The 14,903-nt window shown below is 64.1% G+C and carries 12 protein-coding genes; 5 read left to right on the top strand and 7 right to left on the bottom strand.

Translation table 11 applies throughout. The annotated features are described in order from the left end of the window. Positions 1 to 126: 126 nt before the first annotated feature. Positions 127 to 1,572, top strand: a complete 1,446-nt coding sequence (locus AC0GNR_RS14605; RefSeq protein ID WP_472901645.1) for a sensor histidine kinase — start codon at positions 127 to 129, stop codon at positions 1,570 to 1,572. Positions 1,573 to 1,638: 66 nt separating this feature from the next. Here AC0GNR_RS14605 and AC0GNR_RS14600 read toward each other — a convergent pair whose 3' ends face one another. The 6 genes from AC0GNR_RS14600 to AC0GNR_RS14575 form a co-directional block, all read right to left on the bottom strand. After that, entirely contained in the window at positions 1,639 to 2,232 is a 594-nt protein-coding gene (locus AC0GNR_RS14600) for a LuxR C-terminal-related transcriptional regulator (RefSeq protein ID WP_439113913.1), read from the bottom strand. A gap of 162 nt (positions 2,233 to 2,394) precedes the next feature. Then, positions 2,395 to 3,690, bottom strand: a complete 1,296-nt coding sequence (locus tag AC0GNR_RS14595) for a tryptophan--tRNA ligase (RefSeq protein WP_472901644.1) — start codon at positions 3,688 to 3,690, stop codon at positions 2,395 to 2,397. Positions 3,691 to 3,702: 12 nt separating this feature from the next. Continuing rightward, positions 3,703 to 4,371: a site-2 protease family protein gene (locus AC0GNR_RS14590; RefSeq protein ID WP_472901684.1), complete on the bottom strand. Its 669-nt coding sequence runs from the start codon at positions 4,369 to 4,371 to the stop codon at positions 3,703 to 3,705. 90 nt (positions 4,372 to 4,461) lie between these two features. After that, entirely contained in the window at positions 4,462 to 5,097 is a 636-nt protein-coding gene (locus AC0GNR_RS14585; RefSeq protein WP_472901643.1) for an L-threonylcarbamoyladenylate synthase, read from the bottom strand. 109 nt (positions 5,098 to 5,206) lie between these two features. Further along, positions 5,207 to 6,061, bottom strand: coding sequence for a 3',5'-nucleoside bisphosphate phosphatase (locus AC0GNR_RS14580; RefSeq protein ID WP_472901642.1), 855 nt, complete (start codon positions 6,059 to 6,061; stop codon positions 5,207 to 5,209). A gap of 141 nt (positions 6,062 to 6,202) precedes the next feature. Continuing rightward, positions 6,203 to 9,178, bottom strand: a complete 2,976-nt coding sequence (locus tag AC0GNR_RS14575; protein ID WP_472901641.1) for a phosphoenolpyruvate carboxylase — start codon at positions 9,176 to 9,178, stop codon at positions 6,203 to 6,205. Between the two features lie 123 nt (positions 9,179 to 9,301). On the opposite strand from AC0GNR_RS14575, the gene hemC reads away from it, so the two are divergent. Genes hemC through AC0GNR_RS14555 form a run of 4 tightly spaced genes read left to right on the top strand, consistent with a single transcriptional unit; the run spans position 9,302 to position 13,690 of the window. Beyond that, positions 9,302 to 10,276: a hydroxymethylbilane synthase gene (gene hemC / locus AC0GNR_RS14570; RefSeq protein ID WP_472901640.1), complete on the top strand. Its 975-nt coding sequence runs from the start codon at positions 9,302 to 9,304 to the stop codon at positions 10,274 to 10,276. A 2-nt stretch (positions 10,277 to 10,278) separates the two neighbouring features. Next, complete coding sequence (locus AC0GNR_RS14565) at positions 10,279 to 11,169, top strand: uroporphyrinogen-III synthase (protein ID WP_472901639.1); 891 nt, start codon at positions 10,279 to 10,281, stop codon at positions 11,167 to 11,169. Further along, a complete protein-coding gene (locus AC0GNR_RS14560; protein ID WP_472901638.1) occupies positions 11,166 to 12,386 on the top strand; it encodes a uroporphyrinogen-III C-methyltransferase in 1,221 nt (406 codons plus the stop codon). The genes AC0GNR_RS14565 and AC0GNR_RS14560 overlap by 4 nt, the downstream gene beginning before the upstream one ends. Next, entirely contained in the window at positions 12,386 to 13,690 is a 1,305-nt protein-coding gene (locus AC0GNR_RS14555) for a heme biosynthesis HemY N-terminal domain-containing protein (protein WP_472901637.1), read from the top strand. The genes AC0GNR_RS14560 and AC0GNR_RS14555 overlap by 1 nt, the downstream gene beginning before the upstream one ends. Positions 13,691 to 13,874: 184 nt before the next feature. Here AC0GNR_RS14555 and AC0GNR_RS14550 read toward each other — a convergent pair whose 3' ends face one another. After that, positions 13,875 to 14,837 carry an IS5 family transposase gene (locus AC0GNR_RS14550; protein ID WP_472901589.1) on the bottom strand — a complete coding sequence of 321 codons (963 nt, stop codon included), beginning with the start codon at positions 14,835 to 14,837 and terminating at the stop codon, positions 13,875 to 13,877. Positions 14,838 to 14,903 lie beyond the last annotated feature (66 nt).

The raw sequence follows: 14,903 nt of genomic DNA, 5'->3' as shown, positions 1-14,903 counted from the left end.
TCGATTAATTTGCATGCGCGGACTGTCGCCAATGTCACGATTTCAGCAGCAGGCGGCTGCGGATTTTCAGCTACGCCAGCGCATGCCCGGTGCGACAATGCCTGACCGCGGAATCCATGGTCCAACATGCTCGTCGACACCCAACCTGCCACCCACCAGCACATGCCGGCGTCGCCCGAGGTCAGAGACCAATGGGTGGACTCGAAGTTGATTGGCGTGTTGATGGACAACGCCATGCCTTCGCTGATCTCGGCGACGCTGGCCTTGCCGGTCATGATTTACCTGATGGCGGGAGAGGTCCACAACATCGCTTTGACGGTCTGGACCGTTTTGTTGCTGGGGGTGCTGGTTTTCCGCTACCGCATGATCGGTACCTACCGGCTGCGATACGACAGCACAGAAGGGCCCCTGCGCATGGCTTTCATTGCCCGCTACGGGTGGTCGTGGGCCGCGGTGGGGGTGTTTTGGGGTGCTTCCATCGGGCTGACTTACTTGCAAGCCAGTATGCAGACGCAGTTTGTGTGTGGGCTGGTGGTGTTGGGCCACGGCTTGTTGTCTCTCACTGCATTCAGCGCTTACCTGCCGGTGTTCCGCAGTTACACCAATGCATTGGTCATCTCGGTCTTGGTGGGCTTGATGGCGCCGATGCTGGTGGGTGTGGTGCCCACCACAGGCTTGAAGCACCTCGTCTCGCTGGTGTTGTTGTTGCTGATTTTTTGGTGGTTGCTTCGCATTGCGGGTGAGCGCTTGCACCAGGTGCACCGCGCCAGTTTTGAGTTGCAGTTTTCCAACCAAGAGCTGATTGATTCGCTGACGCAGCAAACCCGTGCCTCGTTGCGTGCAGTGGCCACCAAAAACCGCTTTTTGGCGTCGGCTGCCCACGACTTGCGCCAGCCGGTGCATGCGCTGAGCCTGTATGCCGACTGGCTGGCAACCGAGCCCGAAATGGCGCGGGACATCGCCCCGCGCATTTTGCAGTCAACCCGGGCGATCAACGAGCTGTTTGACTCGCTGTTTGACCTGACCCGCATCGATGCCGGCAACTACAAGGTCCGGTTGCAGCATGTGGATGTGCAACAGCTGTTTGCCGACATGGCGCTGCAGTTTGAGCCCGTGGCGGCGGGCAAGTCGCTCAAGTTGCGCACCCACGCCCGCCCCACCACCATTTGGGCAGATCCCGTGGTGCTGCGGCGCATTCTGGGTAATCTGGTTTCCAACGCGCTGCGGCACACCCAAAAGGGTGGTGTGCTGCTGGGGTTGCGTCACCGCTCGGACATGTTGGTGTTCGAGGTTTGGGACACGGGTGTCGGCATTGCCCGTGAGCACCAGCAAGCCATTTTTCAAGAATTTTTCCGGGTGTCTCAACACCAAGGCACCGAAGACAGCCTGGGGCTCGGGCTGACCATTGTGTCCAAACTCACGACCATGATGGGCTACCAGCTCGCGCTCAATTCGGTGGCCAGCCAGGGCAGCGTGTTTCGCTTGATGTTGCCGGCTTACACGCAGAGAGATGCTGCAAGTGCAGATGGCAGCAGCGTGGTGCTGAACTCGGCCATGATGGGTTTGCGCTGACTTTTTCGTCGCAGCGAAGAAGGGCAGCAACCAACCGCAAGGGCTGGTCGCTCCCATGCCCGATGTTTAGAGATCGAGCAAGCCTGCGGTGCGCGCCAGGTGGCTGGCCTGCGAGCGGCTCTTGACGTTGAGCCGTCGGAACAGCCGCCACAGGTGCACTTTGACGGTGTGTTCGCTGATTTGCAGTTGCTCGGCGATGTCCCGGTTGCTCAAGCCACGGTCCAGCATCACCAGCAATTGTTTCTGGCGCTTGGACAGTTTTTCTGGAATGGTTGGGGCGTTTTCGTCTTCGACCTCGTCGGCCAAGAATTCACGCAGCACTTTGGCAATTTGGGCCGCGCCTGCCGATTTTTCAACATAGGCGTCAGCACCCGCTTCGCGGGACAGGTCTTCGTAGTCCGATGCAGGTGAGGCCGACAGCACGATCAACGAGGTGTCGGGCAGCATTTGACGCACTTCGCGCACACCCGACACGCCGTTGGTATCGGGCAATTTCAGGTCCAGGCACACCAGTTCGGGTTCGCCGTGTTCGGCGATGGCTTTGCTGACAGAGGCCAGTCTTTCCAGCTCGATCACCTGAGTTGATGAACGCAGCCGGCGCAACAGCATCACGACGGCTTCGCGCATCAGCGGATGATCATCAATAACAAAAATACTCATGACGGCAGTGGTGTACGTAATTGTTTTAAGGGGCAGAGCATAGCGGCAATGGTGGGGTTTGGCGATAGTGCCAAACCTTCAAATTGGTGCTGTGCAAGGGGTCTATTGCAGGTTTAACGGTCCAGATCTTTAGCCAAGCTTCAGTCGGTAGGTCGAAAGGAATCAGTTCGTGGCTTCGCTGAAGTAGCGCAGTGCCAAAGATACCGTTTCGAGGTCTGCCTTGATGACGAGGTGAGTTGGGTTCTCGGCCAGGGCGTTGGTTCCGCTCGTTTGCAGCTGCGCAATGGTTTGGCCCGCTTCTTTGGGCGAGGCAAAGCCGGTGCTTTGCAGGAGCAGCTGGCCCTTGGCGTCCATGAGCTTGAAGTAAAACAGGCCGTCGGCTTCGCGGTATTGCTTGAAGCTGGGTGCTGCAGCTTTCGCGGCTTTGGCTGTTTTGTGGGCATCGGTCAGGCTGTCCAGTGGCCGCAAGCCGACGGCATGGCGCAACCGAGCCGTGAACGGTGTAGCCACCGCGCGGGCTTTTTCTGCGCCCATTTTGAGGGTTTTCTCCAGCTGGGCGGGGTTCTGGATCAGTTCGTCGTACACCGCACGCAGGGGCGCAATTTCCGTGTCCAGGCGCTCAAACAGCACTTGTTTGGCATCACCCCACGCAATGCCGTCTGCATAGGCCTTGGCCAGTGCGGTGGTTTCTTCCGTGGAGGCAAAGGCCTGATAAAGCTGAAACAGGGCCGACCCTTGGGTGTCCTTTGGCTCGCCGGGCGCGCGCGAGTCGGTCACGATGCCCATGATGAGTTTTTTCAGCTGCTCGCGTGGTGCAAACAGCGGGATGGTGTTGTCGTAGCTCTTGCTCATCTTGCGGCCATCGAGCCCGGGCAGGGTGGCCACGTGTTCTTCAATGGCAGCCTCGGGCAGCGTGAAATGCTCGCCATACAGGTGGTTGAAGCTGGACGCCATGTCGCGCGCCATTTCAATGTGCTGGATCTGGTCCCGCCCAACCGGCACCTGGTGCGCGTTGAACATCAAAATGTCAGCCGCCATGAGCACCGGGTACATGAACAGGCCCGCTGTGACGCCGGCGTCGGGCTCTTCACCGGCTGCTGTGTTCTTGTCCACCGAGGCTTTGTAGGCGTGCGCGCGGTTGAGCACGCCTTTGCCGGTGACGCAGGTGAGCAACCAGGTGAGTTCGGGAATCTCCGGGATGTCGGACTGGCGGTAGAAGGTGACTTGCTCCGGGTCGAGCCCGCAGGCCAGCCAGGTGGCTGCAATTTCCAGCGTGGAGCGCTGCACCCGCGCGGGATCGCCCACTTTGATCAGGGCGTGGTAGTCGGCCAGAAAGTAAAAGCTTTCTACCTCCGACAGGCGGCTGGCACGCACGGTGGGGCGCACAGCGCCCACGTAGTTGCCCAGATGGGGGGTGCCGGATGTGGTGATGCCAGTGAGGACGCGCAGGGTTTTCATGATCGACAACGGTTAAAGGATCAGCATGCGCAGTGGCGTGAGCAGCACTTCAATGGCGCCGCTGGTGAGCGCCATGAGCGGGCGCAGCCAGAGGTTGCCCACGACGCCCGAGATAACGAGCGCCATGACGATGAAAAACCCCCAGGGCTCAATGCGCGAGACCAGCGCGGCCTGTTTCCAGGGCAGCAGGCCAACCAGAATGCGGCCGCCGTCGAGCGGTGGCAGCGGAAACAGGTTGAAAGCAAACATGACCAGGTTGACCAGAATGCCCGCCCGGCACATCTGCAGGAAGAAGCGCTCTTCGACGCCGGTGGCGACGAGCACATACAGCAGCACGGTCCAGAGGATGGCCTGGACGAGGTTGGCGCCTGGCCCGGCCAGGGCGACCCAGACCATGTCTTTTTTGGGGTTGCGCAGGCGGTTGAAGTTGACCGGCACCGGTTTGGCGTAGCCAAACAAAAACGCACCCGAGGTGGCAAAGTACAGCAGCAGCGGCATGGCAATGGTGCCTACCGGGTCGATGTGTTTGATCGGATTCAGGGTGATGCGCCCCAGCATGTAGGCGGTGTTGTCGCCGTAGTGGCGCGCCGCGTAGCCATGCGCCGCCTCGTGCACCGTGATGGCAAACAGCACGGGAATGGCGTAGATGGCAATGGTTTGAACGATCTGGGCGAAGTCCATGGCGGAGGTGTCGGGCAAACCGCTATTGTCCCAGATGGCGCGGTGTGCTGCCTGGCGCGGCCTTGGCCTGCACAGGCTGGCTGGTGGTGCTCACATGCCCAGCTGGGCCAGCGCACCTTGCCCTTGCCGGATCAGTTCGGGCTCGCCACCGCTGCCCATGGGCGTGAGATCGACCACGGTGGTGGGTTCCAGGGCGCAGGCGCCCGCGTCGATCACACCCGCCAGGTCGTGCTGGAAACGCTCGCGGATCTCTTGCGCATCGTTCAACGGGTCGGTTTCGCCGGGCGGAATCAGGGTGGTGGCCAGCAGCGGTGCGCCGTGCAGCGCGAGCAGCGCCAACAAGGCGTTGTGGCTGGGCACGCGCAGGCCAATGGTTTTGCGCGATGGGTGGCTCAGGCGTCTGGGCACTTCTTTGCTGGCTTCCAGGATGAAGGTGTAGGGCCCCGGTGTGGCCTGCTTCAGCAGACGGTACTGCCGGTTGTCCACGCGGGCGTAGCTGGCGAGTTCGCTCAGGTCGCGGCACAGCAGCGTCAGGTGGTGTTTGTCGTCCACCTGGCGGATGCGGCGCAGCCGGTCGGCGGCGGCTTTGTCATCGAGGTGGCAGACCAGCGCGTAGCTGGAGTCGGTGGGCACGGCCAGCACGCCGCCGCGCTCCAGCAATTGCACCGCTTGCTTGAGCAGACGGGGTTGGGGGTTGTCGGGGTGAACGTCGAATAACTGGGACATGGCTCTATTGTGCGACGGACCCGGCGCTGCTCCACCACCGCCAGCACAGCGTGCAACTGCCCCAACGCGCTGGCGTGCCGTCTGTGGGCCCGTTCAGGCGCTCAGCCGTTCACTGGATGCGGGACTCAAGCAGCTCCCATACCGGCGTGACGCTGCCCGGCAGGTCGGGCAGTTTGCCCAGGTCGGTATGGCTTTCTTCGGGGCTGTGAAAGTCGCTGCCGCGCGAGGCCACCAGGCCAAATTCTTTGCAATATTCAGCGTATTTCGCATAGTCGGCAACGCCATGCGCGCCGGTCACCACCTCAACCCCTTGGCCGCCGTGTGCTTTGAACTCGGTGAACAAGGCGTATTCTTCATTGGCCGAGAGCTTGTAGCGCCCTGGGTGCGCAATCACCGCCACACCGCCCGACTGGGTGATCCAGCCCACCGCGTCGCCCAGTGTGGCCCAGCGGTGTGGCACAAACCCAGGCTTGCCGTCGTTGATGTATTTGCGGAACACTTCGTTGGTGTCGCGGCAAATACCGGCTTCCACCAGGTAGCGCGCGAAGTGGGTACGCGAAATGAGCTCGGGGTTGTCCACGTATTTCAGCGCGCCTTCGTACACGCCCGGAATGCCCACGCGCGCCAGATCGTCGCTCATGGCGCGGGCGCGCTGCTCGCGCCCGCCGCGGGTGGCGTGCAGACCTTGCACCAGGGCCGGGTGGGTGGTGTCCATGCCCAAGCCCACGATGTGCACCGTGATGCCGGCAAATGTGACGGAAATTTCTGTGCCGGTGAGGTAGCGCAGGCCCACTGCGCGGGCGGCTTCCATGGCCCGGGCTTGGCCGCCAATTTCGTCGTGGTCGGTCAGGGCCCACAGGTCCACGCCGTTGGCTTTGGCGCGCTGCGCCAGCGCCTCTGGCGTGAGCGTGCCGTCGGACACGATGGAGTGGCAGTGGAGATCGGCGTTGAGTATGTGGGTCACACGGTCATTGTAGGTTTGACGAATCTCTGGCAACGAAAGCGCCCGTAAACCCCTCGGGAGCCGAAGTGACTCCCGGTCAAAGCGCCGCGGAACGCGGCTTTGCCAGGCCGCAGGCGGCGCGGGGACATTCCGCGCGGGTGGCTACCCGGTATTGCGCAGCCCGGCCGCAATGCCGTTGATGGAAATGTGGATGCCTCGGCGTACCTTTTCATCGCGGTCGGCCTGGTTTTCGCCGGCGCGGTATCGGCGCACCAGCTCCACCTGCAGGTGGTGCAGCGGGTCGATATAGGGGAAGCGGTGGCGAATGGAGCGCTGTAGCGCAGCGTTGTTGACCAAGCGCTGTTCTTCGCCCGTGATGAGCGCCAGCGCTTCGGTGGTGCGGTGCCATTCGGCTTCAATGGCGCTGAACACCTTGGTGCGCAGGCGCTTGTCTTCCACCAGTTCGGCGTAGCGCGTGGCCAGTGCCAAGTCGCTCTTGGCCAGCACCATGTCCATGTTGGACAGCAGCGTGCTGAAGAAGGGCCACTGTTTCACCATCTTTTGTAGCAGGGCCGTTTGTTGGGCCACACCGGCTTCGCCGTCGCGGTGCAAAAAGGCGTGCACTGCCGAGCCAAACCCGTACCAGCCCGGCAGCGTGAGGCGGCACTGGCCCCAACTGAAACCCCAGGGAATGGCGCGCAGGTCTTCAATTTTTTGGGTGGCCTTGCGTGAGGCCGGACGCGAGCCAATGTTGAGTTCGGCAATCTCGCGGATGGGTGTGGCCGCAAAAAAGTACTCGGCAAAGCGAGGGGTGTCGTACACCAGCGCCCGGTAAGAGGCCATGCTCTGCGCAGACAGCGCATCGGCTGCTGCGAGAAACGCCGCCGGCGCATTGCGCGTGGGTTGCAGCAGGGTGGCTTCGAGCGTAGCGGCCACCAGGGTTTCCAGGTTGCGCCGGCCAATTTCGGGGTTGGCGTATTTCGAGCCGATCACCTCGCCCTGCTCAGTCAGGCGTATCTGCCCGCGCACGGTGCCTGGTGGCTGCGCCAGGATGGCCTGGTAGCTGGGGCCGCCGCCCCGGCCCACGGTGCCGCCCCGGCCGTGGAACATGCGCAACTGGATGTGACCCCCACGCTGCCCCGCTGCGCGAGGTCCGCTGCCCCCCGAGGGGGCTGTTTTGCGTTGGGGCGGCCCGGCGGCGAAACTGTGGCCTTCGCTGTCCTCACCTTCTGCGTTCATCGCATCAAACAGCTCCACCAGCGCAATTTCGGCGCGGTAGAGCTCCCAGTTGCTGGTGAAAATGCCGCCGTCTTTGTTGCTGTCTGAATAGCCGAGCATGATGTCTTGCTCACTGTAGCCCGTGGCTTGCCCGCGCTGCACCATGGCGCGCACGCCGGGCAGGGCGTAGTAGTCGCGCATGATGGGCGCGGCGTTGCGCAGGTCTTCAATGGTTTCAAACAGGGGCACAACGATCAGGTCGCAGCGGGCGTCTTCTTGCAGCAGGCCATGCATCAGGCCCGTTTCTTTTTGAAGCAGCAGCACCTCCAGCAGGTCGCTCACCGTTTCGGTGTGGCTGATGATGGCGTGGCGAATGGCGTGCGCCCCGAAGCGCTCGCGCCCACTGCGGGCGTTGTCAAAAATGGCCAGCTCGTCCAGCGTGTGCGCCGAATAGGCTGCGCCGGGCACCCGCAGGGGGCGGGCGTCGTTGAGCTGGCGCAGCAGCACGGCGCGCTTGCCCATTTCGTCCAGGGCGCTGTACTGGGCTTCAATACGAGCGGTGGCCAGCAGCTCGGCCACAACCTCTACGTGTTTGTCCGAGCTTTGGCGCAGGTCGATGGTGGCCAGGTGAAAGCCAAACACCTCGACCGCTCGGATCAGCGGCTGCAAGCGTGCGCGCGCCAGCGCTGCGCCGTGGTGCGCCACCAGCGAGGCTTCGATGGTGCGCAGGTCGGCCAGCAGGTCGGTCGCTTGGGCGTATGGGTCTTGGGGCGCCACGGCGTGGCGAGCCGCTTCACCGCCGGTGAGGGTGTGCAGCGTGGCGGCCAGGCGGGCGTACATGCCGGTGAGTGCGCGTCGGTAGGGTTCGTCCTGGCGGTGCGCGTTGGTGTCGGGGGAGCGCTCGGCCAGCGCCTGCATGGCCGGGCTCACGCTGGCCAGCATGGCCGACACCGACAGCTCGGCGCCCAGCAAGTGCAACTGCCGCAGGTGGTGGCGCAGCACCATCTCAGCCTGGCTTTGCAGCGCCAGTTCCAGGGTCTGTGCAGTGACGTTGGGGTTGCCGTCGCGGTCACCGCCAATCCATTGGCCCATGCGCAAAAACGTGGCCACCGGCGCAATGGCGGAGCCAGGCTCGCTCAGGCCTTCTTCCAGCTCGCGGTAGAGCTTGGGAATTTGCGACAGAAAGGTGGCTTCGTAGTAGCTCAGCGCGTTTTCAATCTCGTCAGCCACGGTGAGCTTGGTGAAGCGCAGCAGGCGGGTTTGCCAGAGTTGCGTCACGCGGGCGCGCAGCTGCGCTTCCAGTTCGGCCTCTTCACGCGGTAGCGGTTGTTGTTGCGTGTCGCGCTCGGCCAGCAGGTGGGCGATGGCGCGCTCGGCATCCAGAATACTTTTGCGCTGCACCTCGGTCGGGTGGGCCGTAAGCACTGGCGAGATGTGGCTGTGCTCCAGCGTTGTCAACACCTCGGCCGGTGCAACACCTGCCTTTTTCAGGCGCTGCAGCGTCATGGCCAAGCTGCCTTCTTGCAGATCGCCTGCGCGCTCGTGCACCGCGCGGCGGCGGATGTGGTGGCGGTCTTCGGCCAAATTGGCCAGGTGGCTGAAATAGGTGAAGGCGCGGATGACGCTCACCGTCTGGTCACCGCTGAGCCCCTTGAGCAGCTTTTTCAGGGCCTTGTCGGCCGACTGGTCGGCGTGGCGCCGAAACGCCACCGACAGCTGGCGAATCTGCTCGATCAGGTCAAAGGCTGCCTGGCCTTCCTGTTCGCGGATCACGTCCCCCAAAATGCGCCCGAGCAAGCGAATGTCGTCGATCAGCGGTTGCTCTTTGTCTGGCCGAATGGCGGGCTTGGCGGTGCTGCTGCGCGCGCGGGTCCGTGACGGGTTGGTGGACGGGACGGTGCGGGCAGACGGTCGGCTCATGGCGTGCTCGGGTGGTGCTGATTTTTTGGGCAGGGGGCATGCTAGCATTCAAAGTTGCTCTTTTTGTTACCAATCAGGTACGAAAACACCCCTTTGGCTTTGATCTTTTTTTGATCTTTCAACGTGTCACTTTCAAACACCCCCCCAGCCCTGTCCATCACCATCGCCACCCGCGAAAGCCGCCTGGCGCTGTGGCAGGCCGAACACGTCAAGGCGCTGCTGGAGCGGCTGGGTCACAGCGTTCAATTGCTGGGCATGACGACCAAGGGTGATCAGATCCTGGACCGCAGCCTATCCAAGGTGGGCGGAAAAGGTTTGTTTGTGAAAGAGCTGGAAGTGGCGCTGGAAGAGGGCCGCGCCGATATCGCGGTGCATTCGTTGAAAGACGTGCCGATGGATTTGCCCGAAGGCTTTGCGCTGGCCTGTGTGATGGAGCGCGAAGACCCGCGCGACGCCTGGGTGTCGCCGGTGTGCGCCACGCTGGCCGAGCTGCCAGCAGGCGCCGTGGTGGGCACGTCGAGCCTGCGCCGCCTGGTGCTGTTGCGCGAGGCGCTGGACGCGCTGGGCCGCACCGATGTGCGCATTGAACCGCTGCGTGGCAACCTGGACACCCGGCTGCGCAAGCTGGACGAAGGGCAGTACCACGCCATCGTGCTGGCTGCCGCAGGGCTCAAGCGCCTGGGGCTGGCCGAGCGTATCCGCCATATTTTTGAGCCGGTTGAGTCGTTGCCGGCCGCAGGGCAGGGCGCGCTGGGCATCGAGGTGCGGTCAGACCGCGCCGATCTGGTGGCCGCCTTGGCACCACTGGTGCACCTGCCCACCTGGCACCGCGTGGCGGCTGAGCGCACCGTGTCGCGCGCCATGGGCGGCAGTTGCTCGATGCCGCTGGCCGCTTATGCGCATTGGGACGCGGCCGATGCCAGCCGCCTGCAGCTGGACGCGGCCTGGGGCGACCCCGAAGGCCAGCAACGTGTGGTGCGGGTGAGCCAGCAGGCGGTGGTGCAAGACCTGGCGCAGGCAGAAGCCTTGGGCCAGCGCGTGGCCGATGCGCTGCGGGCTGCCGGTGCCCAGCCGCCGGTGGCCGCGGCAGAGAGCTGACCTTGGCAGCAGACCCCGTGGCAGTGCCTGAGCCACATCCGCTGGCCCCCGCGCAGCGCGTGATCCTCACCCGGCCCGAGGCTGAAGCCGCCACCTGGGTGCAGGCGTTGCTGGCAGAAGGCTGGCCAGCGCAGGCCCTGCCTTTGATCACGATTGCCGAGCCGGCCGAGGCTGCGGTGCGCGAGCGGCTTGCGCAGGCACGGGCGCACTGGCTGGAAGCCGACGCCATCATGTTCGTCAGCGCGGCGGCGGTGCAGCACTTTTTTTCAGACGCGGTGCAGGCGCCGCAGGGCGGGCTGTTTCGTACCCGCTTCTGGGCGCCGGGCCCCGGCACGGCGCGTGCGCTGGCGCTGGCGCTGGCTGCCCGGGGGCTGGGTCCTGAGCTCATCGACGCGCCTGCGTCCGACGCTGCCCAGTTCGACTCCGAGAGCTTGTGGCCGGTGGTGGCATCCCAGTTGCGGCCAGGCTTGCGCGTCTTGATCGTGCGCGGCGCTTCGCTGGACGCTGTTACAACGCATCCCAGCGCACCCGCTGGGCAGGCGCTCGCAGGCCATGGGCGAGACTGGTTGATTCGGCAATGCCGGTCCGCCGGCGCGCAGGTGGACGCCTGTGTGGCCTACGAGCGCCGTGCACCTGTGGTCACGCCCGCTTTGCAGGCCCGGCTAAGCGCTGCATCAGCGCCTGGCAGCGTGTGGTTGTTCAGCAGCTCAGAGGCCCTGGCGCACCTGCGCAGCATGGCACCCCATGTCAACTGGACGCAGGCCAGCGCCCTGGCCACCCACCCCCGCATAGCGGCCACGGCCCGAGCCGCCGGTTTCGCTTCGGTGGTGGAAACACGGCCAGCGCTGCCCGACGTGCTGCGCGCTCTAGAATCGAACTGGAGCCGCCCATGAGTCAAACCACACCCGATATACCCGTCACCACACCGCCCGCTGCCAGCGCAGCCGGTGTTGCGCTGCCTTCTGCCAGATCACGCTCGGGCACTTGGTTGCTGCTGCTTGGTCTCGTGGTGGCGGTGTTGGCTCTGATCATGAGCGGCCTGTTGTGGCAAAAGCTCAGCCTGACGCAGCAAGAGATGGCCCGCCGCAGCCAGGACAGCGCCACACAGGCCTTGGAAGCGCGCACCCTTGCCGGGCAGGCCGAAGCGTTGTCGCAAGAGCTGCAAGCCCGCCTGACGGTGGCCGAGGTGCGGCTTTCTGAGGTGAGTCTGCAACGCAGCCAGCTTGAGGAGCTGATGCTCACCCTGTCCCGCTCTCGCGACGACAACCTGGTGGAGGATATGGAGTCGGCCTTGCGTCTGGCTCTGCAGCAGGCGCAGCTCACGGGCAGCGCTCAACCCCTCGTGTCGGCATTGCAGGCGGCCGATCAACGCATTGCCCGCGCTGCGCAACCCCGGTTGAACCCGGTGCAACGCGCCATTGCCCGCGACATTGACCGCATCCAGGCGGCCGCCTTGGCCGATATTCCGGCGCTGGCCTTGCGGCTGGACGAACTGGCCCGCCAGGTGGATGACTGGCCGGTGCTCAATGCCGTGGGGCCGGCTGTTGGCCCGGTGGCTGCCGTTGCGTCGCCGCAAGCCGTTCAGGCGCCTCCCGCCGAAGCCTCAGCCCAGACGGCTGTTGAGACCGTCGCGGCGCCCTTGGCCAGCAGCGTCCCGGTGGGTGTGACCGATGCCCAGGTGGTGACCCCGGCCTCTGCCGACAGCGGTTTGAGCCAGGGCTGGAGCCGCGTGGCTGCCGGGTGGCAGGGTGTGTGGGACCGCATCTGGGCCGACGTGACACGCAGCGGGCGTGAGTTGGTGCGGGTCAGCCGCATCGACCGTCCCGAGGCGGCCCTGCTGGCGCCTGAGCAGGCGTTTTTCCTGCGTGAAAACATCAAGCTCAAATTGCTCAATGCCCGTCTGGGCTTGCTGGCGCGCCACATGGTGTCCAGCCAGGCCGATGTGACTGCGGTTGAGCAGGCGCTGGGGCGCTACTTTGACACCACCTCGCCCACGGTGAGCAGTGCGCAGAGCGTGCTGGCTGGCCTGCGCAAAGACTTGGTGGACAACAACCTGCCCCGTCCGGACGAAACCTTGGCCGCGTTGGCGGCTGCGGCGGGAGGTCGCTGATGCGCAGCCTGCAGCGCGGCGCCATGCGCAGCGTGTTCTGGTTGCTGGGGCTGGCGGCGCTGGCCGTTGCCCTGGCGCTGTTGGTGGGACGCAACCCGGCCACACTCACCCTGTTCTGGCCGCCCTACCGGTTCGACGTTTCGTTCAACTTCGTGGTGTTTGCGCTCATCGCCGTCTTTGTACTGCTGCACCTGGCGCTGCGGGCCATTGCGGTGCTGCGCGAACTGCCGGCACAGGCCCAGCGCTGGCGGGGGCAGCAGGTGGAGCGCGCGGTGGTCGGCGCCGTCATGGACGCGTTGTCGCACCAGTTGTCGGGTCGGTTTGTGCGCGCCCAGTCAGCGGCCCAGCATGCGCTGGACCAGCTGAAGTCCTCAGCGGTGGCGCAGTGGCCCCGCCGCGATCAGCTTCAGCTGCTGGCGCACCTGCTGCTGGCGGAAAGCGCCCAGGCGCTGCAAAACAAGGATCGCCGTGACGAGCACCTGCAGGCGGCCTTGTCGCCCCAGCTGCTGAAAACCGCACCCGAAGCCTACGAAGGCGCTTTGTTGCGTGCGGTGCGCTGGGCGGTGGAAGACCGCGACGTTGACGCCGCCCGCAGCCGGCTGGCCGATTTGCCGCAGGGCGCCGCTCGCCGCATCCAGACCCTGCGCCTGAAGTTGCGCATTGCCCGGCTGGGCGGTGCCACCGCCGAAGCCCTGGAAACGGCCCGGGTGCTGGCCAAGCACCGGGCTTTTTCACCCTCGGTCGCCCGCAGTGTCGTGCGCGGGCTGGCTTTGGACGCGCTGGGTCAGGCGCACGATTTGCAGCAGCTGCAAGCGGTGTGGCTCAAGCTCGACAGCACCGAACGCGCCATGCCCGAGCTGGCCTTGGCGGCAGCACAGCGTGCCAACGGGTTGGCGGCCCAGGGTGGCGACGCCGCGGATCGCTTGGCCGCAGCTGCGCTGGTCCGCACCTGGCTGGAGCCGCTGTGGCAAACGTTTGGTTCGCTGGACCTTGTACAGCAGCGCCAGTGTGTGCAGGCTCTGGAACCTGGTTTGCCGCAATTGGACGCGGCCTGGCTGGCTCGGGTTGAGCAAGCCCAGCGCCAGCTGCCCAACAACCCGTTTTTGCAATACTTGTCCGGCCAGGCGTGCATGCAGCGCCAACTCTGGGGCAAGGCGGCCCAGTTGCTGGGCCAAGCCAGTCACAGTCTCCAAGAACCCACCCTGTTGCGCCGCACCTGGTGTGCGCTCGCCGAACTGGCGTTGGAGCGCGGTGACGAAACCGCTGCCCAAGCCGCCTGGAAAAAAGCGGCCCAAATCGACTGAGGTTGGCGCGGTTTCTTTTCGTGTTAGGGATGCTCTGAAAAACCCACCAGCCAGCGTGTTACGTGCCTGACGGAGTTTCGTCCGATGAGCTTTCGCGCGATCCGGCACAGTTTGGGTTGGAATTCGTATCCGGTTTGCCCCATTTGGGGCCGCCTGAGGGCCACTGACCCGGTTTCGGTCGCACTCACGCCTGTGCTCCGATCAGTTTGTGACGGGCCATCCACAAGTTGGACAACGCAAACAGCGTCTTGATCTGCAAGGTGTTCTTCTTCAGACCCCGATATCGCACCTTCGTGAAGCCAAACTGGCGCTTGATCACCCGAAACGGGTGCTCCACCTTGGCGCGAATCCCGGCCTTGATCTTCTCGACTTTGTCGATCAGCGCATCCCTCGAGTTGCTGTCTTTGTCCAGCTTCTTGCGCTTGCCTGGGCGCATGGCCACATGCCATTTGTGGCTGGCTTTTGCATCGGGGCGCTTGTCTGCGCCTTGGTAGCCCGCGTCACCGAACACGTCCGTCTCTTGACCATGCAGCAGGCTGTTGCCCTCGGTGACATCGGCTACGTTGCCCGAGGTGCCTCGCACGGTGTGCACCAAGCCCGAGTCGGCATCCACGCCTATGTGGGCTTTCATGCCAAAGTGCCACTCGTTGCCCTTTTGGCTCGAGTGCATCTCGGGGTCTCGCGCTTTGTCTTTGTTCTTGGTGGAGCTGGGCGCGGCGATGAGGGTGGCATCTACAGCGGTGCCGGCCTTGAGCAGCAAGCCGCGCTGCTGCAGCAGTTCGTTGACGGTGGCCAGGATCTGATCGGCCAGCTTGTGTTTCTCCAGCCTGTGGCGGAACCGAAGAATGGTGCTCTCGTCGGGCAGTCGGCCAAAGGTATCGAGCTGAGCGAATTCGCGGTAAAGCGGTGTGTCGAAGAAGGCTTCCTCCATGGCCGGGTCTGACAGACTGAACCACTGCTGCATGAAGTGCACTCGCAGCATCGTCTCCAGCGCAAAGGGTGGGCGACCATTGCGCCCTTCGCTGTAATACGGGGCTATCAGCTCGACCAGGGCAGCCCATGGAACCACGGTTTCCATCTGCTGCAAAAACACCTGCTTGCGGGTCTTGCGCGTGCTCAGGTTCAAGTCAAAGCTGCTTTGTTTCATGGTGCCCGAGTGTGCCGCGCTGGGCTTACATCTGCCATGCCGCTGGGGTGGTTTTGCAGAGTTTCC

This window comes from Hydrogenophaga sp. LT287, assembly GCF_055702805.1.
The sequence above is the reverse complement of the archived record's forward strand: the minus strand, read 5'-3'. Positions and strand labels throughout refer to the sequence as shown.

Coding starts and splice junctions, on each gene's coding strand:
- AC0GNR_RS14605 (WP_472901645.1), top strand. CDS start 127: ATGCTCGTCGACACCCAACCTGCCACCCACCAGCACATGCCGGCGTCG.
- AC0GNR_RS14600 (WP_439113913.1), bottom strand. CDS start 2,232: ATGAGTATTTTTGTTATTGATGATCATCCGCTGATGCGCGAAGCCGTC.
- AC0GNR_RS14595 (WP_472901644.1), bottom strand. CDS start 3,690: ATGAAAACCCTGCGCGTCCTCACTGGCATCACCACATCCGGCACCCCC.
- AC0GNR_RS14590 (WP_472901684.1), bottom strand. CDS start 4,371: ATGGACTTCGCCCAGATCGTTCAAACCATTGCCATCTACGCCATTCCC.
- AC0GNR_RS14585 (WP_472901643.1), bottom strand. CDS start 5,097: ATGTCCCAGTTATTCGACGTTCACCCCGACAACCCCCAACCCCGTCTG.
- AC0GNR_RS14575 (WP_472901641.1), bottom strand. CDS start 9,178: ATGAGCCGACCGTCTGCCCGCACCGTCCCGTCCACCAACCCGTCACGG.
- AC0GNR_RS14560 (WP_472901638.1), top strand. CDS start 11,166: ATGAGTCAAACCACACCCGATATACCCGTCACCACACCGCCCGCTGCC.
- AC0GNR_RS14555 (WP_472901637.1), top strand. CDS start 12,386: ATGCGCAGCCTGCAGCGCGGCGCCATGCGCAGCGTGTTCTGGTTGCTG.
- AC0GNR_RS14550 (WP_472901589.1), bottom strand. CDS start 14,837: ATGAAACAAAGCAGCTTTGACTTGAACCTGAGCACGCGCAAGACCCGC.